Origin of the sequence: Halomonas sp. E19 (genome assembly GCF_052439355.1) — a bacterium.
GTDB lineage: Bacteria > Pseudomonadota > Gammaproteobacteria > Pseudomonadales > Halomonadaceae > Halomonas.
Window position 1 is genome coordinate 2,923,696 of sequence record NZ_JBNFWU010000001.1, and the last position, 20,081, is coordinate 2,943,776.

Annotated in this window: 13 protein-coding genes and 4 pseudogenes; 4 read left to right on the plus strand and 13 right to left on the minus strand. The window is 67.2% G+C overall.

Translation table 11 applies throughout. From position 1 onward, the window contains the following. The first annotated feature begins 2 nt into the window (after nucleotides 1-2). The 3 genes and pseudogenes from fdhF (at nucleotide 3) to ACUDAL_RS15240 (ending at nucleotide 4,046) form a co-directional block, all read left to right on the plus strand. Nucleotides 3-2,912, plus strand: a pseudogene (gene fdhF / locus ACUDAL_RS15230) (formate dehydrogenase subunit alpha). A gap of 17 nt (nucleotides 2,913-2,929) precedes the next feature. Next, nucleotides 2,930-3,775 carry a formate dehydrogenase accessory sulfurtransferase FdhD gene (gene fdhD, locus ACUDAL_RS15235; protein ID WP_444678703.1) on the plus strand — a complete coding sequence of 282 codons (846 nt, stop codon included), beginning with the start codon at nucleotides 2,930-2,932 and terminating at the stop codon, nucleotides 3,773-3,775. 10 nt (nucleotides 3,776-3,785) lie between these two features. Continuing rightward, complete coding sequence (locus ACUDAL_RS15240; RefSeq protein ID WP_444678704.1) at nucleotides 3,786-4,046, plus strand: formate dehydrogenase subunit delta; 261 nt, start codon at nucleotides 3,786-3,788, stop codon at nucleotides 4,044-4,046. Nucleotides 4,047-4,049: 3 nt separating this feature from the next. Here ACUDAL_RS15240 and ACUDAL_RS15245 read toward each other — a convergent pair whose 3' ends face one another. Together ACUDAL_RS15245 and ACUDAL_RS15250 are read right to left on the minus strand one after the other, a co-directional pair. Continuing rightward, the gene (locus ACUDAL_RS15245) at nucleotides 4,050-4,841 is read right to left on the minus strand and encodes a GlxA family transcriptional regulator (RefSeq protein ID WP_444678705.1); all 792 of its coding nucleotides are present in this window, start codon (nucleotides 4,839-4,841) and stop codon (nucleotides 4,050-4,052) included. An 88-nt stretch (nucleotides 4,842-4,929) separates the two neighbouring features. Further along, entirely contained in the window at nucleotides 4,930-5,091 is a 162-nt protein-coding gene (locus ACUDAL_RS15250; protein ID WP_444678706.1) for a hypothetical protein, read from the minus strand. Between the two features lie 437 nt (nucleotides 5,092-5,528). On the opposite strand from ACUDAL_RS15250, the gene ACUDAL_RS15255 reads away from it, so the two are divergent. Beyond that, nucleotides 5,529-5,987 (plus strand): thioesterase family protein, encoded by a 459-nt coding sequence (locus ACUDAL_RS15255; RefSeq protein WP_444678707.1) that lies wholly within the window; start codon nucleotides 5,529-5,531, stop codon nucleotides 5,985-5,987. Nucleotides 5,988-6,162: 175 nt separating this feature from the next. Here ACUDAL_RS15255 and ACUDAL_RS15260 read toward each other — a convergent pair whose 3' ends face one another. From ACUDAL_RS15260 to ACUDAL_RS15310, 11 genes and pseudogenes are all read right to left on the minus strand, one after another. After that, nucleotides 6,163-8,337: a prolyl oligopeptidase family serine peptidase gene (locus ACUDAL_RS15260; RefSeq protein WP_444679406.1), complete on the minus strand. Its 2,175-nt coding sequence runs from the start codon at nucleotides 8,335-8,337 to the stop codon at nucleotides 6,163-6,165. Continuing rightward, nucleotides 8,323-9,302: pseudogene (gene moaA / locus ACUDAL_RS15265) on the minus strand (GTP 3',8-cyclase MoaA); the annotation flags it as partial. The pseudogene moaA and the gene ACUDAL_RS15260, both read right to left, overlap by 15 nt. After that, complete coding sequence (locus ACUDAL_RS15270) at nucleotides 9,293-9,727, minus strand: putative zinc-binding protein (protein WP_444678708.1); 435 nt, start codon at nucleotides 9,725-9,727, stop codon at nucleotides 9,293-9,295. The pseudogene moaA and the gene ACUDAL_RS15270, both read right to left, overlap by 10 nt. Nucleotides 9,728-9,777: 50 nt before the next feature. Next, entirely contained in the window at nucleotides 9,778-10,521 is a 744-nt protein-coding gene (locus ACUDAL_RS15275; RefSeq protein ID WP_444678709.1) for a Crp/Fnr family transcriptional regulator, read from the minus strand. Beyond that, entirely contained in the window at nucleotides 10,481-11,722 is a 1,242-nt protein-coding gene (locus tag ACUDAL_RS15280) for a molybdopterin molybdotransferase MoeA (protein ID WP_444678710.1), read from the minus strand. The genes ACUDAL_RS15275 and ACUDAL_RS15280 overlap by 41 nt, the downstream gene beginning before the upstream one ends. Beyond that, a pseudogene (gene moaB / locus ACUDAL_RS15285) lies at nucleotides 11,719-12,296 on the minus strand (molybdenum cofactor biosynthesis protein B). Before moaB ends, ACUDAL_RS15280 begins: the two are co-directional and overlap by 4 nt. A 26-nt stretch (nucleotides 12,297-12,322) precedes the next feature. Continuing rightward, nucleotides 12,323-13,144: a peptidylprolyl isomerase gene (locus ACUDAL_RS15290; RefSeq protein ID WP_444678711.1), complete on the minus strand. Its 822-nt coding sequence runs from the start codon at nucleotides 13,142-13,144 to the stop codon at nucleotides 12,323-12,325. A 136-nt stretch (nucleotides 13,145-13,280) separates the two neighbouring features. Further along, a complete protein-coding gene (gene narI / locus ACUDAL_RS15295) occupies nucleotides 13,281-13,967 on the minus strand; it encodes a respiratory nitrate reductase subunit gamma (RefSeq protein WP_444678712.1) in 687 nt (228 codons plus the stop codon). Continuing rightward, a pseudogene (gene narJ, locus ACUDAL_RS15300) lies at nucleotides 13,964-14,751 on the minus strand (nitrate reductase molybdenum cofactor assembly chaperone). The gene narI and the pseudogene narJ overlap by 4 nt, the downstream one beginning before the upstream one ends. Beyond that, entirely contained in the window at nucleotides 14,744-16,306 is a 1,563-nt protein-coding gene (narH, locus tag ACUDAL_RS15305) for a nitrate reductase subunit beta (RefSeq protein WP_444678713.1), read from the minus strand. The pseudogene narJ and the gene narH overlap by 8 nt, the downstream one beginning before the upstream one ends. After that, nucleotides 16,303-20,046, minus strand: coding sequence for a nitrate reductase subunit alpha (locus ACUDAL_RS15310; protein WP_444678714.1), 3,744 nt, complete (start codon nucleotides 20,044-20,046; stop codon nucleotides 16,303-16,305). The genes narH and ACUDAL_RS15310 overlap by 4 nt, the downstream gene beginning before the upstream one ends. Nucleotides 20,047-20,081 lie beyond the last annotated feature (35 nt).

Here is a 20,081-nt window from a genome sequence, read left to right on the forward strand (position 1 = left end):
CCATGATCGAGCATTTCGCCCCCCGACAGCAGGCCCAGGCTTTTTCCAAAGACCTCGGCACGCCTGATCCGACCCTAGCCGCAGGCGCTTCCCATGCCGCCGATGCCGCTCCGGTGAGCCTTGAGATCGACGGCGTGACGATTAGCGTCCCTGCGGGCACCTCGGTGCTGCGCGCCGCGGCCCTGGCCGATATCAATATTCCCAAGCTCTGCGCCACCGACAGCCTGGAGGCCTTCGGCTCGTGCCGGCTGTGTGCCGTGCAGGTGGAAGGGCGGCGTGGCACCCCCGCGGCTTGCACCACCCCGGTGGCCGATGGCATGCGGGTCACCACCCAGAACGCGCGACTGGCGCGGCTGCGCCGCAACATCATGGAGCTCTACATCTCCGACCACCCGCTGGACTGCCTGACCTGCCCGGCCAACGGCGACTGCGAGCTGCAGGACATGGCCGGCGGGGTGGGGCTGCGCGAGGTGCGCTACGGCTTCGAGGGTGAGAACCATCTGCAGGCGGAAAAGGACGAGTCCAACCCCTACTTCACCTTCGACCCCAGTAAATGCATCGTCTGCTCGCGCTGCGTGCGCGCCTGCGAAGAGGTCCAGGGCACCTTCGCGCTGACCCTCGACGGCCGCGGCTTCGACTCCAAGGTCACCGCGGGCCAGGGCGAGGCCTTCATGGACTCTGAGTGCGTCTCCTGCGGCGCCTGCGTCCAGGCCTGCCCCACCGCCACGCTGATGGAGAAGAGCGTCATCGATGCCGGCCAGCCGGAGCACAGCGTGGTGACCACCTGCGCCTACTGCGGCGTTGGCTGCTCCTTCGAGGCCCAGATGAAGGGCGACCAGCTGGTACGCATGGTGCCGTACAAGGGTGGTGACGCCAACCACGGCCACTCCTGCGTCAAGGGGCGCTTCGCCTTCGGCTACGCCACTCATCCCGACCGCATCACTACGCCGCTTGTTCGCGAGTCGATCGATCAGCCCTGGCGTGAGGTAGGCTGGGAAGAGGCGATTGCCTTTGCCGCCGAACGGCTCAAGACAATCCAGGCAAAGTACGGCCGCGAGAGTGTCGGTGGCATCACTTCATCGCGCTGCACCAACGAGGAGACCTATCTGGTGCAGAAACTGGTGCGCGCCGCCTTCGGCAACAACAATACCGACACCTGCGCGCGGGTCTGCCACTCACCCACCGGCTACGGCCTCAAGACCACCCTGGGTGAGTCCGCCGGCACTCAGACGTTCGACTCGGTGATGCAGGCCGACGCCATCCTGGTGATCGGCGCCAACCCCACCGACGCCCACCCGGTGTTCGGTTCGCTGATGCGCAAGCGGCTGCGCCAGGGTGCCGAGGCTGATCGTCGCCGACCCGCGGCGCATCGATCTGCTCAAGACTCCCCACCTGGCGGATGCCCAGCACCTGCCGCTACGCCCGGGCACCAATGTGGCGCTAATCAATGCCTTGGCCCATGTGGTGGTGGCCGAGGGCCTGGAGGACCACGACTTTATCGCCGCCCGCTGCGACACCGCCGCCTACCGGGCCTGGCGCGATTTCATCGGTGAGGAGCGCCACTCCCCGAGGCGACGGAGTCGATCACCGGGGTGCCCGCCGCCGCGGTGCGCCGCGCCGCGCGCACCTACGCCAGCGCCGGCAACGGCGCCATCTACTACGGCCTGGGGGTCACCGAACACAGCCAGGGCTCCACCATGGTGATGGGGATCGCCAACCTGGCCATGGCCACCGGCAACCTCGGCCGCGAGGGCGTAGGAGTGAACCCGCTGCGCGGCCAGAACAATGTCCAGGGCTCCTGCGACATGGGCTCCTTCCCCCACGAGCTGCCCGGCTACCAGCACGTGGCCGACCCCGTGGCCCGCGGGCGCTTCGAGGCCGCCTGGGGCGTGACCCTGGACGACGAGCCGGGGCTACGCATTCCCAACATGTTCGATGCCGCTATCGAGGGCAGCTTCAAGGCGCTCTACGTGCAGGGCGAGGACATCGCCCAGTCAGACCCCAACACCCAGCACGTGGAGGCTGCGCTCTCCGCCCTGGAGTGCTTGATCGTTCAGGACATCTTCCTCAACGAGACCGCCAAGTACGCCCACGTGCTGCTGCCGGGGTCGAGCTTCCTGGAGAAGGACGGCACCTTCACCAACGCCGAGCGGCGCATCAACCGGGTGCGCCGGGTGATGCCACCGCTGGCCGGCAAGGCCGACTGGGAGGTGACCCAGGAGCTGGCTCGCGCGCTGGGTTATCCCATGAACTATGGCCACCCATCAGAGATCATGGATGAGATCGCCCGCCTCACGCCGAGCTTCGCCGGGGTCAGCTATGCGCGACTCGAAACCCATGGCAGCCTGCAGTGGCCGTGCAACGACGCCCACCCCACCGGCAGCCCGACCTTGCACGCAGAGACCTTCCCCATCGGCCGCGGGCGCTTCGCCATCACCGAATACGTGGCCACCGAGGAGCGCACCAACCGCCGCTACCCCCTGCTGCTGACCACCGGGCGGATCCTCTCCCAGTACAACGTCGGTGCCCAGACCCGACGCACCGACAACCAGATGTGGCACGCCGAGGACGTGCTGGAGCTACACCCCGCCGACGCCGAGCTGCGCGGCATCCGCGACGGCGATTGGCTAGGCATCGCCAGCCGCTCAGGCCAGACGGTGCTGCGCGCCCGACTCAGCGAGCGCATGCAGCCAGGCGTGGTCTATACCACCTTCCACCACCCGGGCAGCGGTGCCAACGTCATCACCACCGATAACTCCGACTGGGCCACCAACTGCCCGGAGTACAAGGTAACAGCGGTGCAGGTGGAGAAAGTCAGCCAGCCCTCCGCCTGGCAGCGCCGCTTCGCCGACTTTGATCGGGCCCAGCGCGGCCACCTGGCCGAAGCGGCACCGCGTGGGGCAGCGCCATGAGCACGGTGTGCCGTCCGATGACAACACCCGGCGGGGCGTCCCGGCCGCAAGCCGCCCTGGCCCGCTATTCGGTGGAGGTTCGCCGCGGCACCAGCGGCGGGTACGGCGACGCCCAGGAGGATACCCTGGCCCTGGAGGTCCCGGTGGCCCTGGTCTACAACGGCGTCTCTCATGCGGTAATGATGACCACGCCCGCCGATCTGGAGGAGTTCGCCCTGGGCTTCAGCCTCTCCGAGGGGATCATCGACCACCCCCGCGAATGCTATGACCTGGAGGTCGGCGAGGAGACGCATGGCCTGGCGGTGCAGCTGACCATCAGCAGCCAGCGGCTGGCGGCCCTCAAGGCCCGGCGCCGCAGCCTGGCCGGGCGCACCGGCTGCGGCCTGTGCGGCACCGAGGCCCTGGCGCAGGCGATTCGCCCGATCCCGCGGGTCACGGCACCGGCCCTCGGCGACGCCGCCATCCAGCGCGCGCTGGCGCAGCTGGCCGAGCACCAGCCGCTGCAAGCCCTTACCGGCGCGACCCATGGCGCCGCCTGGTGCGACGCAAGCGGGCAGATCCAACTGGTGCGCGAAGACGTGGGGCGCCACAACGCCCTGGACAAGCTGATCGGCGCCCTGGCCCGCCGCGGCGGGCCCACTGCAGAAGGTTTCGCCCTGATCTCCAGCCGCGCCAGCTACGAGATGGTGCACAAGAGCGCCAGCGTCGGCATCGGTGCCCTGGTGGCGGTCTCGGCCGCCACGGCGCTGGCGGTGGAGCAGGCCCGGGCGGCCGACCTGCTGCTGGTGGGCTTCGCCCGACCGGGCCGCCACCTGATCTATCACCGCCCCGCCGCCCCCGCGGCGATCCGGGCTCATGGCTGAGGAATCGAGAATGTCACTGCACCACGACACGCACCTGGTACGCATGGCCAACCAGATCGCCGCCAATTTGAGTGGCGGCCGGGACGAGGAGGAGGCCGTGGCGAGCATCTGTAACCACCTGGAGAAGTTCTGGGCCCGGCCCATGAAGCGGCGCCTGATCGCCAGCCTGGCAGAGGAGAACACCCAGCTCGAGCCCTTGGCCCGGCGCGCCGCTCAGCGGCTGGCGGATCGCCTTGAAACGGCGCCTACCGCCGCCAAGCCCACCGCATAAGCCTTACAGCCCCGGGCGGCTCTCGACATGCAGGAAGAAGGGGTCGACCCGGTCGCTGCCGGGCTCACCGGCGCGCTTGCGCATTTCCGAAGGCGTCATGCTGAAGGCGGTGCGGAAATGGCGTGAGAAGTGGGCGGTGTCGGCGAAGCCGCAGCGCTCGCCGATCTCGGTGATGCTCTTGCCGGTATAGTGGAGCAGCCACACGCCATAGCGAAGGCGAAGGTCGCGGGCGAACTTCTGAGGGCCCACGCCCAGCGTCTCGCGAAAGCGACGCTCCAGGTTGCGGCGCGAGGTACCCACCCGCTCGGCCAGCGCCTCCATCGAAATCGCCTCGCCCAGATGCTGCTCGAGCACGGCGATGGCGCGGCGCACCAGGCGATCCTCGATCTTGCCGAACACCACCGGCTGGGGCTGGGGGTGGGTACCTTTGCGGCCCTCATCGAGCAGCATGATGTTCAGGCTCTTCATCGCCCAGGCCTTGCCTAGATGACGCTCGACCAGATAGGCGGCCAGGTCGGCCGCCGCCGCCCCGCCCGCACAGGTGAGCCGGTCGCCGTCATCGACGAACAGCCGGTCGGCTACCGGCTGGATGGTGGGAAAGCGCTGCACCAAGTCGCGGTGATGGTACCAGCCGACGCAGCAGCGACGCTCTTTCATCACCCCCGCCTGGATCAAGGCAAAGACACCCGTGCACAACCCCACCAGCGGCACCCCGGCGCTCGCCGCCTGGCGCAGGTAGGCCAGCGCGACGGTGTCAGGCCGATCCCGCTCGTCCTGCACGCCGCCGATCACCACGATATAGTCGAACCCGGTGGGGTTCCGAAGGTCTCGCAGGGCGAGATGGTAGCGCCACAGCTGGAGTGAGCCTCCTGCCCCTGGCTGGTCATGAAGGTCCAGTGGCAGCGCAGCTGGCGGCTGCGATCCCCTCGTCGGCGGCCAGGCGCAGGCAGTCGACGAAGGCCGCGAAGGGCAGCAGCGTGAAGCGGTGCAGCAGCACGAAACCCACGGAGAGGGGCCTCACCTCGGTAGGGCGCGACAGGTACACACCGTCATCAGCAAGCCTGACTGCCGCACTGGGGGATGGGCCACTCGCAGACTCGGTGCAACGTCTCATCATCGATCTCGTACTCCCGATAGGCAGCTAATAGCTTATCTTCCGGCACCACCTGTATTCGACCGACCCGTGTCACTCCTTGTACGTCGATCACTCCCACCATAGGGCTCCAGCGCAGGGTCCGCTCTCTGACTGTTGTACACCACCTGGGCTCGCCTATTGTAAATAATCGCCTTGCATAGCGGTGGCTATCTCAGTTGCATTTCTTACTACCCAGGTGGGTGGCCATTGCAACCTCGCTGCCCCGTCATGCCGGGCGCAAGACCAGAAACCGAATTCGGCTGTCGTCGGGGCGACGTGCTGGGTTGTACTGCTCGGCCTGGTTCAGAATACTGGCCGAAAGCGGATGGCCTGGAGGAAGGTAACTGATGGTGATACTGACTACCTGCGTCGCCCCGGCCTGGGTCGACTACAACGGCCATATGAATGACGCCGAGTACGCCCGAGTCTTCTCCCTGGCGGTGGACACCCTGATGGTGCGGGTCGGTCTGGACGCGGCGGGCCGCGAGCGCCTTGGCTACACGCTCTTCACCCTCGAGACCCATCTCTGCTACCGCCGTGAAGCCCACGAGGGCCAGCCACTCGAGGTGACGGTGACCCTGCTCGACCGCGATGCCAAACGCTTGCATCTCTTCTTCGCCATGCACGACGAAGCCGGTGAAACGCTAGCCACCAGCGAACAGATGCTGATGGGCATCGATACGCAGAGTCACCGCCCCGCGCCCTTCCCACCCGATGTCGCTGCCGCGCTCGATGGCCTGCCCTGTACCGAGGCCGGCAGCTGGCCGGAAGCCGCCGGGCGGCGTGTCGGTATACCGCGGCGCTGAGGGGCATGACAGCTTGCCCTCCCATTCCGGCACAGTTATGTACGGTGCGTTCGGCGCAGCTGGGCGCTGCAGTCGGAAGAAGTCCCCAGGGAGATCGGCAAGGCCGACGAGGTGCTGCAGGAGATAACCACCGCGCAAGCAACCCAGAGGGAAGAACGCAAAAGCAGCGCAACAGTCACGACGGCTCAGGCGAGCCTTCTGCCAGCGTCTGGCAGAGAAAGGTAAAGGCCAGCGCCTGCATATGGGCGCGCTGGCGGTTGTCAGCCGCGCCGCCGTGGCCGCCTTCAATGTTTTCGTAATAGAGCACCCGATGCCCCTGCTCGCTCATGCGCGCCATCATCTTGCGCGCGTGGCCGGGGTGGACGCGGTCGTCGCGGGTGCTGGTCATCAGCAGCATGGGCGGGTAGTGGGCCGCGGGATCGAGGTTGTGGTAGGGCGAGACATCGTGCAGGAACTGCCAGTCGTCGCTCTCGGGGTCGCCGTACTCGGCCATCCACGAGGCGCCGGCCAGCAGCAAGTGATAGCGGCGCATGTCGAGCAGCGGCACCTGGCACACCACGGCGCCGAACAGCCGCGGGTAGCGGGTGAGCATGTTGCCCACCAGCAGGCCGCCGTTGGAACCGCCCTGGACGCCCAGCCGCCGCGCTGAAGTGACGCCGCGTTCGATGAGATCCTCTGCCACCGCGGCGAAGTCCTCGAACGCCTTGTGGCGCTTCTCGCGCAGCGCCGCCTGGTGCCAGCGCGGGCCGTACTCGCCGCCGCCGCGGATGTTGGCCACCACGTAGACGCCGCCCTGGCTGAGCCAGGCGCGCCCCACCCCGGGGCTGTAGCCGGGCAGCAGCGGCACCTCGAAGCCGCCGTAGCCGTAGAGCAGGGTCGGATGCGCGCCGCTGGGTTCGAGGTCGCGCTTCGCCACCTGGAAGTAGGGAATCGGCGTGCCGTCGCGGCTGGTGGCGAAGTGCTGGGTCACCTCGAGCCCCTCGGCGTCGAACAGCGCCGGGGCCTGCTTGAGCGTCTCGAGCGCCTCGCCGACCCGGCCGTGCAGCAGCGTGGTCGGCGTGAGGTGGTCGCTGACGATGACGAACACCTCGTCGCTCTCCTCGTCGTCCACCGCGCTCACGCTAATGCTGCCCAGCGTCGGCACGCCCGCCAGCGGCTCGGGCTGCCACTGGCCTTCGCTCGGGGTGAGCACGTAGAGCCGGTGCTTGACGTCGTCGAGCACGTTGAGGATCAGGTGGCGGCGGGTCCAGGTGACGTCGGAGAGCGAGGTGCGTTCGGTGGGGGTGAACAGTACGCGCAGTTCGCGTTCGCCGCCCATGAAGGCGTCGAAGTCGGCGAGCAGCAGCGCGCCGGCGGGGTGGGTGGTGCCCGCCACCTCCCAGGGCTCGCGCAGCTCGATCATCAGCCACTCGCGGTGCACCTGCTTGTGGGCCGAATTGGGCACCTCGATACGGGTGAGGCTGCCGTCGGCCTGGCGCAGATAGAGCTCGTTGTCGTAGAAGGCCCGGGCACGGCTGACGAAGTCGCGCTGGAAGCCGGGGGTGGAGTCGTGCGCGGCGCCTACGGCCATGTCGTCGGGCTCGGCCTCGAACACCGTCTCGGCGTCGGCCATCGGCGTGCCGCGCCGCCACTGCTTGACGATGCGCGGGTAGCCGGAGCGGGTCATCGAGCCTTCGCCGAAGTCGGTCTGGACATAGACCGTGTCACGGTCGATCCAGCCCAGGCCGCCCTTGGCCTCGGGGCGGTAGAAGCCCGCTTCGACCCAGCGCTTCTCGACCAGGTCGAACTCGCGGGTGACGTCGGCGTCGGCACCGCCGCGGGAGAGCGACACCAGGCAGTGGCGCCAGGGCGCGTCGGGCGATTCGGGGCGCAGGCAGTGGGCGCCGTGCCATACCCAGTTCTCGCCCTCCTCGGCGTTGAGCGCGTCGAGGTCGATCAGCACCTCCCACTCGGGCCGCGCCTTGCGGTACTCCGCCAGGCTGGTGCGCCGCCACAGCCCACGGGGGTGGTCGCGATCCTGCCAGAAGTTGTAGAAGTGCTCGCCGCGCTTGACCACGAAGGGGATGCGGTCGTCGGCCTCGAGGATCGCCTGCAGGTCGTCGCGTAGCGCGGTGAAGCCCGGCGCATCGGCGAGCCTGGCCTGGCTCTCGGCATTGCGCTGCTCGACCCAGGCCAGGGCGCGTTCGCCCTCGACCTCTTCCAGCCACAGGTACGGGTCGTGCTCGTCGAAGGGGGCAGCCATGCGGGTCTCCTGGTGGGCAGTCGTTTTGCCCACCAAGCTAGCCCGCACCGGGCGCATCTTACAAGAACGAGCGTGCGAGGGTCGGCGCCTAGCCCCCGTCATGTTCATGAAGCGCACCACCTGCACGTCGCCGTCGGTGGTGAAGTGATGGCGCTCGGGCTTCTTCTGCATGGCGGCGACAATGGCGGCCTTGAGCCGTTCGAGATCCCCGGATGACGGCGCATCACCGCACGCAGGTCGACGGAGTGCTCGTTGCCCAGGCACAGCAGCAGGCGGCCCTCGGCGGTCACGCGTACGCGGTTGCAGGCGGCGCAGAAGTTGTGGCTGTGGGGCGAGATGAAGCCGATACGCGAGTCGCTGTCGGCCATGCGGTAGTAGCGCGACGGGCCCAGGGTGGACTCGGTGGTGGGCAGCAGCGCATGGCGTGTCTCGATGGCGGCACGCACGTCGTCGCTCGAGCAGAAGGTCTCGCCGCGGTCGTGGCTCATGTTCTGGCCCAGCGGCATCTCTTCGATGAAGCTGATGTCGACGCCTTCGGCGCGAGCGAATTCCACCAGGTCGAGCACTTCGTCGTCGTTGCGGCCTTTGAGGATCACCGCGTTGAGCTTGATGCGCGTAAAGCCGGCTTCCCGGGCGGCGCGGATGCCGTCGATCACCCTGGCGAGATCGCCGGTGCGGGTCAGGGCGCGAAAGCGCTCGGGATCGAGCGAGTCGAGGCTGACGTTGAGCCGCTTGAGCCCGCCCCGGTACAGGGCGCGGGCGTGCTTGACCAGCCCGGCGCCGTTGGTGGTCATGCCGAAGTCGCGCAGTCCGGGCAGCGCGCCGAGCTCGGCCACCAGCTCTTCGATCCCGCGGCGCACCAGCGGCTCGCCGCCGGTCAGGCGGATCTTCTCCACGCCGAGTTCGACGAAGGCCCGCGACAGGGTGGCGATCTCCTCCAGGGTCAACAGCCGGGCGCGGGGCAGGAAGGTCATCTCCTCGGCCATGCAGTAGACGCAGCGGAAGTCGCAGCGGTCGGTGACCGACAGGCGAACGTAGCGAACGGCGCGGCCGAAGCCATCGATCAGCGACATGGGGACTCCTCGGCTGTTGTCTCGGCTGTTGGCGCGGCGACCGCGCCATCCATGGGCAGCCGGGCGATCAGCTTGCCCACCTGCGTCACCACCTCGTCGACGGTATCGGCGTCATAGGTCTTGCCGCGCCGCTTGCGAAAGCCCTGCTCGTAGAGCTTGACGTGCTCGGTGGCGGTCACGCCGGCATTGGCCAGGCAGTGGGTGACGCAGTGCATCTGGCAGCCGTCGATGGCGACGATGGGCCGCCCGGAGCGGGCGGTGCGTACCAGCCCCGGCACGCCGCCCCCAACCCCGGAAATGCACGACATCTCGGCGATGCCGGCATGGTCGAGCTTCACGGCCACGGCGTTGGCCAGCTGCGCCACGTCGGAGCAGCCGGAGCAGGAGTAGACCAGGGTACGGGGCTTGTTGGCGGTTCGGGGCATGCAGCCTCCTTGGACAGCAGAATCTGTGCACCCATGCCGCTGGGCGAGGCCTAGTCGTTCGCCAGCATGGCATCGCGCAGCTTCTGCTCGTCAAGCACCAGCAGGCGCTGACGATCGATGCTGATGGCGCCACTGTCGCGCAGCTTGGCCAGCAGCCGCGACAGGGTTTCCGGCGTCATCGCCAACTGCGCGGCCAGCCAGCGCTTGGGGATCGACAGACGCACCACGCGCGGCATCCGGGTACGGTTGGCCGGGAACTGGCGCAGGATGTAGCTGACCAGCCGCGACATGGCGTCGGCCTGGGTCAGCAGCGCCAGGTCTTCGAGGCGCTCGGTCAGCTCCAGCGCCAGGCGGCTCATGAACTCGGCGCGACAGGCCGGCTGACGGTCCATGATCTCGCGACAGCGCGAGGCGGGCAGCGCCAGCACGTGGGTGCGACGCAGCGCCTCGGCGGAATAGAGGTAGACCCCGGCGCTCGACACCATGCTCAGCTCGCCCAGGGTGCCGCCGCGCTCGACGCAGCGGATGGTAGCCAGGCGACCGTCGCAGGTGCTGCGCGCCAGGCGCACCGCTCCGTTGATGACGATATAGAGCCAGTGAGCCGGCGTATCCTGGCGAAACAGCCATTCGCGGCTCTTCAGCGTCATCAGCGACGACGCTTCCAGCAGCGAGGTGATCTCGCCATCGTCAGGCTCACCGAGCCAGGACACACCATGAATTAATTCGCGCAGCTGCTTGGGCTTGAACAGCAGGTCAATCGACGAACTGTCCGGCGGGCAGATAGGGGTATTCATGTCCTTCCTCCACGTCGGTATCGGCAGCCATCATCAGATAGCCGTGTGCCTCACTGGCTGAGCGCAGCATATGGGAGCCCTGACCGCCGGCCAGGAAGGCGACCGGGTGGCCATTCTGCCAGTCGAGCACGACGCGCAGCAGTTCACGCCGCCCAGGGCTGCCCCGCCGCGAGAAGCCGGCGCGGACTTTGTATTGTTGTAGTGGCCCGACGGTACGCCCCTGGCAGCCCTGCACGAAAGGTCGGGCCAGCAGGTGCCACCCTACCAGCGAGGCCACGGGATTGCCCGGCAGGCCGATCAAGGGCACCCCTTCCGGCGACCCGTCGTCCAGGTAGCCAAAGGCAAAGGGCTTGCCGGGCTTGATCGCCACGCCGTGGAAGACCAGCCCGCCGAGCCCGTCGAGCACAGGGCGCACGTGGTCTTCCTCACCCACCGACACGCCGCCGGTGCAGACCACCAGGTCGGCGCTATCGCGGGCGCACACAAAGGCCGCGTGGAGCGCCTCGGGGGTGTCGGCCACGATCCCCATATCGATCACGCGGCAGCCCTGCTGTTCGAGCAGCGCCTGCAGCATGACCCGGTTACTGTTGTAGACATTGCCGGGCGCATAGGGTGCACCCGGTTCGATCAATTCATCGCCGGTGGAGAGCAGCGCCACGGTGAGTCGCGGCAGCACCTCGACCTCGGCAATCCCCTGGCTGGCCAGCATGGCCAGCGCCGCGGCGTTCAGGGTCGCGCCGGCCGGCAGCAGCGCCTGCCCGGCGCGGTACTCCTCGCCGCGCCGGCGGATGTTGGCGCCTAGCTTGGCCTCGCCGATCACGTGGACGCGGCCCGCTTCGTCGAACCGCACCCGCTCCTGGGGAATCACGCAGTCGGCCCCTTCGGGTACCGGCGCGCCAGTGAAGATGCGCGCGCAACCGCCTTCCGGCAACACCTTGACGCCGGTCCCTGCAGGTATGCGCTGCACTACCGGCAGGCCCGCCTCGCCCAGCTCCGCCACACGCAGGGCGTAGCCGTCCATCGCGCTGTTGTCGATACCGGGCATGTCCAGGTGCGCCACGATATCACATGCCAGCACGCGGCCGACCGCCTGCTCGATGGCGATGCGCTCCTCGCCGCGCACCGGCTCGGCAGCGGCGATCATCCTTGCCCGCGCTACGTCCAGATCGAGCAGACCCTTGGCAAGGCTGGCACAGCTCATGCGCGTACTCCTTGACCGTGGTCAGGCGCACCGTTGCGGCTGGCGCAGGCCTGCTGTTCGGGCATGACCATGGCGACGAAATTGCACGGCCGGGTGCGGGCATTGAGCTGAGCGGCGAGGATGCCGTCCCAGGCGGTGGCGCACGCCTTGGGCGAGCCGGGCATGGAGAACACCAGGGTGGCGTTGGCCACCCCGCCACGGCACGCGACTGAATCGTGGAGGTGCCGATGGTCTCGTAGGAAAGCTGGCGGAACAGCTCGCCGTAGCCGTCCACGGCCCGGTCGAACAGCGGCGACAGCGCCTCGGGGGTGGTGTCCCGCTTGGTGAAGCCGGTGCCGCCGTTGACCAGCACCACCTGGATGTCGTCGCGCACGATCCACTTCGAGACCACCGCACGGATGCGATAGATATCGTCGGGCACGATGCGCCGGTCGACCAGGACATGCCCTGCCTCGGTAAGACGCTCGCTGAGCAGGTCGCCGCTGCCGTCGCGGTCGAAGCCGCGCGTATCGGATACGGTCAGCACGGCGATACCGAGCGGCACGAAGGGAGTATCGGCATGGACATGGGACATGGGCGTTCTCCTGTTGCGTCAGAGGGCTATTGCATCAGACTGCCGGCGGCATCGTCGTCCAGCTCGATCCCCTCGACGCCGATTTCAGCTTCCAGGGCCAACAGGTAGTGGCGCAGGGCGCGGCGGGTGGCCTGTTCGCGCAGGGTGTGGCGGACGCGCTCGGCCACTTGCTCGAAGGGCAGGCGACGGCCTTCGTCGCGCTGGTCGACGATCACCACATGCCAGCCGTAGCGCGAGGCCAGCGGGCGGTCGTGGAGCCCTTCCGGCAGGTGCTGCAGGGCGCGATCGAGTTCGGCCACGGTCTGTCCCGGGGCCAGCCAGCCCAGCTCCCCGCCCTCGCTCTTGGAGGGGCAGTCGGAGTGGCGCATGGCGAATTCGGTGAAACGTTCAGGGATGGCGGTCAATTCTTCGATCAGCGTCTGACCCTGGCGATACAGGGCATCGCGCCGTTCGGCGTCGTCCGGGGCAGCGGCCAACAAAATATGGCGAACGGCGATGCGGGTCGGCTCGCTGAAGCGCTCGGGGTCGGCGTCGAAGAAGCGGCGGCAGGCCTCTTCCTCGGGCTCCGGCACCTCCAGTTCACGCTCGAGCAGCATCGCGATGGCGGCATCGTGGTCGCTTTCGCCAGTTGCGTCGGCCGAGAGCAGATCGAGCTCGACGGCGCGCTGGCGCAGCAGCTCGCGAACCACCAAGGCGCGGGCAGCCGAGAGCTGCGCCTCGTCTGCGGTCGCCGCGGGGTGGTACTGCATCTCGCGGGCGATGCTCTCCTCGTCGATCGGCTTGCCCCCGACCTTGACGGGCGGCGGTGCGTAGCGGCCCGGCAGCTGTGCGATCTCGATCATTTGCATGTCATTCACCTCAATAAAACTTGCCAGGGCAGGCCGGGGGATCCCGGGGCCAGGTCAACGCCTCGTTCACCTGTCCCCCGGCACCCGCGGTGTGCCATTGCTCATCAAGCGGAGCGGGCGCAGCCAGCCTTACCGATCAGATCCCGCCGGCCCGGCGGCGAACGATCTGGTAGCGCCGCCCTACGTAGCCCATCGGCACGCTCCACACGTGAACCAGACGGGTGAAGGGGAAGACCAGGATGATGGTCAGGCCTACCAGAATGTGCAGCTTGAAGATCCAGCTCACGCCTTCCAGGTGAGCGGCGGCACCGCCCTGGAAGTAGACGATGGACTGCGCCCAGCCGGAGAACTGCAGCATCTTGCTGCCGTCCAGGTGGCCCAGGGTCGGCAGGATGGTGAGCAGGCCGAGTGCGACCTGGGCCACCAGCAGACCGATGATCACGGTGTCCATGGGGCTGGACGAGGCGCGAACCCGCGGGTTGGTCAGACGACGATGGAACAGCATGGCGCCGCCCACCAGACACATCACGCCGGCGATGCCGCCGACCACCACCGCCATGACCTGCTTGGTGCCGGCGCTGATGAAGGGGCTGTAGAGCCAGTGCGGCGTGAGCAGGCCGGCCAGGTGACCGAAGAAGATCACGATGATACCGACGTGGAACAGGTTGCTGGCCAGGCGCATGTTCTTGCTGGTCAGCATCTGGCTTGAGCCGGTCTTCCAGGTGTACTGGCCATGATCGTAGCGCATCAGGCTGCCGATCAGGAACACGGCGCCGGCCAGGTAGGGGTAAAGCCCGAACAGCAGGTTATCGAGAAAAGTCATGACCGGTCTCCTTCAAGCCTCACGGGGGCAGCGGCGGGATCCAGTACCCGGACTGCCTCGCTGTGCGTCACTTTTTTGCGTTCTGCCAGGCGGCGGCCTTCGGCGGACTGCAGCGCGCAGTCCTCGTCGGATTTGGCGGAGAAGCGTACCGCCTCCTCTTCCCATACCGCGTCCAGCGCCTCGGGTGTGTCGTCGCGTGCCTCACCCTTCACCGCTTCACGGCTGGCTTCCACGTCGTCCTCGGCGCCGACCAGCGCCAGCAGTGCGCGTGGCACCAGCGCGTAGTCGACTCCGCGATCCTCCAGGCGCGCGGTGAGCAGCGCCAGGATGTGGCGGATCTCGCCCAGCCAGCGGCCGATCTCGTCGTCGCTGCGGGTGGAGAGGTACTCCAGGAACAGCGGCAGGTAGTCGGGCAGCTCGCGGGCGTCGAGCTCGAAGCCGGCGGCCTTGTATTCGTCGATCAGGTCGACCATGGCCTGGCCGCGGTCGCGCGATTCGCCGTGCACGTGCTCGAACAGCAGCAGCGAGTGGGCGCGGCCCTTGTCGAACAGCGCCACGTACTCGGACTGCAGCTCGAGCAGGTCGCCGTCGGCGATGCGCTGGCACCAGCTCATCAGGTCGCCGCGCAGCGCCGCCGGCAGGCGGCGCTCCTGGTCGAGGACTTCGACGAGCTCACCGACGGCCCCTGGAGGGCCTCGGTGGGGTAGTCCAGCAGGCGAGCCAGCACGCGCAGGCTGAGCATGCCGAACTCGGGCTGGGGCATCTTGAGGGCTGCATCAGCCATGGTGAGTCTCCTTGGCACCGGTCTTCGGATCGAAGACGTCTACCGGCTTGACCAGCGCGCTGGTCTGCTTGCGGCCGTTGAACAGGCTCGGCTTGCTCTCGCCGTGGCAGCCGTCGCCGAAGCTGAAGCCGCAGCCGCCGCGCTCGGGGAACGCTTCGGTGGCCATCTCGCGGTGGCTGGTCGGGATCACGAAGCGATCCTCGTAGTTAGCGATGGCCAGGTAGCGATACATCTCTTCCACCTGGGCTTCGCTAAGGTTCACGGCGTCGAGCACGCTGGTATCGATCTTGCCTTCGACGTGCTTGTTGCGCATGTAGACGCGCATCGCCATCAGCCGCTTGAGCGCCAGCACCACGGGCTCTTCCTCACCGGCGGTGAGCATGTTGGCCAGGTAGCGTACCGGGATGCGCAGCGACTCGATCTTGGGCAGCACACCGTCGTACTCGATCTTGCCGGCCTCGGCGGCGGACTGGATCGGCGACAGCGGCGGCACGTACCAGACCATGGGCAGGGTGCGGTACTCGGGGTGCAGCGGCAGTGCCAGCCCCCAGTCCATGGCCATCTTGTAGACCGGGCTCTCCTGAGCGGCCTTGATCACGTTGTCGGGAATGCCGTCCTTCCTGGCCTGTTCGATCACTTCGGGATCGTTGGGGTCGAGGAAGATCTCGCACTGGCGGTGGTAGAGGTCGCGCACGTCCGGCGAGCTGGCCACTTCCTCGATGCGGTCGGCGTCGTAGAGCAGCACGCCGAGGTAGCGGATGCGGCCCACGCAGGTCTCGGAGCACACGGTCGGCATGCCCGACTCGATGCGCGGGTAGCAGAAGATGCACTTCTCGGACTTGCCGGTCTTCCAGTTGTAGTAGATCTTCTTGTACGGGCAGCCGGAGATGCACATCCGCCAGCCGCGGCACTTGTCCTGGTCGATCAGGACGATGCCGTCCTCCTCGCGCTTGTAGATCGCGCCGCTGGGGCACGAGGCCACGCACGCCGGGTTGAGGCAGTGCTCGCACAGGCGCGGCAGGTACATCATGAAGGTGTTCTCGAACTGGCCGTAGATGTCGGCCTGCACCTGCTCGAAGTTCTTGTCGCGGCGGCGCTTGGCGAACTCGGTGCCGAGGATCTCCTCCCAGTTGGGACCCCATTCGATCTTCTTCATGCGCTGGCCGGAGATCAGCGAGCGGGGACGCGCCACCGGCTGGTGGTCGCCCTGCTTGGCGGTGTGCAGGTGCTGATAGTCGAAGTCGAACGGCTCGTAGTACTCGTCGATCTCGGGCAGGTCGGGGTTGGCGAAGATGTTCGCCAGCACCCGCCACTTGCCGCCAATGCGCGGCTCGATCTTGCCATCCTTGCGGCGCATCCAGCCGCCCTTCCACTTGTCCTGGTTCTCCCACTCCTTGGGATAGCCGATACCGGGCTTGGTCTCGACGTTGTTGAACCAGGCGTACTCAAGGCCTTCACGGCTGGTCCAGACGTTCTTGCAGGTGACCGAGCAGGTGTGACAGCCGATGCACTTGTCGAGGTTGAGGACCATGCCTACCTGGGAACGAATCTTCATTTCACGGTCTCCTGAACGCTGTCGTTGCCTTCGCCATCCAGCCAGTCGACGTTCTTCATCTTGCGGATGAGGACGAATTCATCGCGGTTGGAGCCAACGGTGCCGTAGTAGTTGAAGCTGTAGGAAAGCTGCGCGTAGCCGCCGATCATGTGGGTCGGCTTCGGGCACACCCGGGTCACGGAGTTATGCATGCCGCCACGGGTCTTGGTGACCTCGGAGCCCGGCACGTTCACCTGGCGCTCCTGGGCGTGGTACATCATCACCATGCCGTCCTTGACCCGCTGACTGACGATGGCACGAGCGGTGATGGCGCCGTTGGCGTTGAACAGCTCGATCCAGTCGTTGTCCTCGATGCCGATCTCCTGGGCGTCATTCTCCGACATCCACACCACCGGGCCGCCGCGGTTCAGGGTCAGCATCAGCAGGTTGTCGCTGTAAGTGGAGTGGATGCCCCACTTCTGGTGCGGCGTGATCCAGTTCAGCGCCTTGGTCGGGTTGCCGTTGTCCTCCGGCATCGCAAAGCCGGTGATCGTCTTGGTGTTGATCGGCGGACGATAGGTCAGCAGGCTCTCGCCGAAGGCGCGCATCCAGGGGTGATCCTGGTAGAACTGCTGACGGCCGCTCACGGTGCGCCACGGAATCAGCTCGTGCACGTTGGTGTAGCCGGCGTTGTAGGAGACGTGCTCGTCTTCCAGGCCGGACCAGGTCGGGCTCGAGATGATCTTGCGCGGCTGGGCGACGATGTCGCGGAAGCGGATCTTCTCCTCTTCCTTGTTCACCGCCAGGTGGGTGTGGTCGCGTCCGGTGATCTTGGACAGCGCACCCCACGCCTTGACCGCCACGTGGCCGTTGGTTTCCGGCGCCAGGGTCAGGATCATCTCCGCGGCGTCGATCGCGGTCTCGATCTTCGGCCGGCCCTTGTGCGGCCCTTCGGTCTTGCGATAGTTCAGCTTGCCGAGCAGCTCGACCTCGGACTCGGTGTTCCAGGCGATGCCCTTGCCGCCGTTGCCGATGGTCTCGAGCAGCGGCCCGATGGAAGTGAAGCGCTCGTAGGTCTCGGGGTAGTTGCGCTTGACCTCGATCAGCGCCGGCATGGTCTTGCCGGGGATCGGCTCGCACTCGCCCTTCTTCCAGTCCTTGACCTCAGGCTGGGCCAGCTCGGCCGGGGAGTCGTGCTGGTGCGGCAGGGTGACCAGGTCGGTCTCCTCGCCCAGGTGACCCACGCACACCTCAGAGAACGCCTTGGCGATGCCCTTGTAGATATCCCAGTCGCTGCGCGACTCCCACGCCGGGTCGGTGGCCGCGGTCAGCGGGTGGATGAACGGGTGCATGTCCGAGGTGTTGAGGTCGTTCTTCTCGTACCAGGTGGCCGTCGGCAGCACCACGTCGGAGTAGAGACAGGTGGAGGACATGCGGAAGTCGAGCGTGACCACCAGGTCGAGCTTGCCTTCCGGCGCCTCGTCGTGCCACTTGACCTCTTCCGGCTTCTGGCCACCGATTTCGCCCAGGTCCTTGCCCTGGATACCGTGACGGGTGCCCAGCAGGTACTTGAGCATGTACTCGTGGCCCTTGCCCGAGCTGCCCAGCAGGTTGGAGCGCCACACGAACAGGTTGCGCGGGAAGTTCTGCTCGTTATCCGGATCCTCGGCGGCAAACGCCAGCTCACCGCTCTTGAGCTGGGCGACGGCGTAGTCCTTGGTGGACATGCCGGCAGCCTCGGCGGCCTTGGCCAGGCGCAGCGGGTTGGTGCCGAGCTGCGGCGCGGAGGGCAGCCAGCCCATGCGCTCGGAGCGCACGTTGAAGTCGATCAGGCTGCCGGTGTACTGACTGGCATCGGCCAGCGGCGACAGGATCTCCTTGACCTCGAGCTTCTCGTAGCGCCACTGCGAGGAGTGGTTGTAGAAGAAGGAGGTGGAGTTCATGTGACGCGGCGGACGCTGCCAGTCGAGGCCGAAGGCCAGCGGGGTCCAGCCGGTCTGCGGGCGCAGCTTCTCCTGACCCACGTAGTGGGCCCAGCCGCCGCCGCTCTGGCCGATACAGCCGCACATGACCAGCATGTTGATCAGGCCGCGGTAGTTCATGTCCATGTGGTACCAGTGGTTCATCGCGGCACCCACGATGACCATGCTGCGACCACGGGTCTTGTCGGCGTTGTCGGCGAACTCACGGGCGATGCGGGCGACCTGCTCGGCGGGCACGCCGGTGATCTTCTCCTGCCAGGCCGGGGTGTAGGGGCGCACCTGGTCGTAGGAGGTGGCGCCGTCGTCCTCACCGAAGCCGCGGTCGATGCCGTAGTTGGCGCACATCAGGTCGAACACGGTGACGGCCAGGATCTCGGTGCCGTCGGCCTTCTTCAGGCGCTTGGCGGGCAGGCTGTGGAACAGCAGCTCGTTGCCGGCCACGTGGTCGAAATGCTCGTGGGCGATGCCACCGAAGTAGGGGAAGGCGACCTTGGCCACGTCGTCATGGCTCTCGGCCAGGGTCAGCAGCGGCTTGATCTCTTCGCCGTCGGCATCGCGCGGCTCGAGGTTCCACTTGCCCTCTTCGCCCCAGCGGAAACCGATGGAACCGCGCGGCACGACCAGCTGGTCGCGGGTCTCGTCCCACGCCACGGTCTTCCACTCGGGGTTGTTGTCCTGGCCCATGTTGTCGGCGAAGTCGGCCGCACGCAGCTGCTTGCCGGGCACGAAGCTGCCGTCCTCACGCGCTTCCAGTTCGACCAGGAAGGGCATGTCGGAGTAGTTGCGCACGTACTCGGTGAAGTAGGCGCTGGGCTTCTCGAGGTGGAACTCCTTGAGGATGACGTGGCCCATGGCCATGCCGAGCGCGGCGTCGGTGCCCTGCTTGACCGACAGCCACTCGTCGGTGAGCTTGGAGACTTCGGCGTAGTCCGGGGTGATGGAGACGGTCTTGGTGCCCTTGTAGCGCACTTCGGTAAAGAAGTGGGCGTCCGGGGTCCGGGTCTGGGGCACGTTGGACCCCCAGGCGATGATGTAGCCGGAGTTGTACCAGTCGGCCGATTCCGGCACGTCGGTCTGCTCGCCCCAGGTCTGCGGGCTGGCCGGCGGCAGGTCGCAGTACCAGTCGTAGAAACTCATGCAGACGCCGCCGATCAGCGACAGGTAGCGGCTGCCCGCGGCGTAGCTGACCATCGACATGGCAGGGATCGGCGAGAAGCCGATGATGCGGTCGGGGCCGAACTGCTTGGCGGTGTAGACGTTGGAGGCGGCGATCAGCTCGTTGAGCTCATCCCAGTTGGCGCGCACGAAGCCGCCCATGCCGCGGGCACGCTTGTACTGCTTGGTCTTGGCCGGATCGGAGACGATGGAGGCCCAGGCGTCGACCGGATCGCCGTGCTGCTGCTTGGCTTCGCGCCACAGCTTGAGCAGCGGCTTGCGGATCAGCGGGTACTTGAGGCGGTTGGCGCTGTACATGTACCAGGAGTAGCTGGCGCCACGCGGGCAGCCACGCGGCTCGTGGTTGGGCAGGTCCGGGCGGGTGCGCGGGTAGTCGGTCTGCTGGGTTTCCCAGGTCACCAGGCCGTTCTTGACGTAGATCTTCCAGCTGCAGGAGCCGGTGCAGTTCACGCCATGGGTGGAACGCACGACCTTGTCGTGCTGCCAGCGCTGCCGGTAGCCGTCTTCCCAGCCACGCGACTCTTCACGCGTCTCGCCGTGACCGTTGGCGAAGGGCTCGCGGGCTTTGCGGAAAAAATTCAGCCGATCTAAGAAGTGACTCATGGTCGATCTCCAGGCTCCTTGAAGTGATGCGTGGC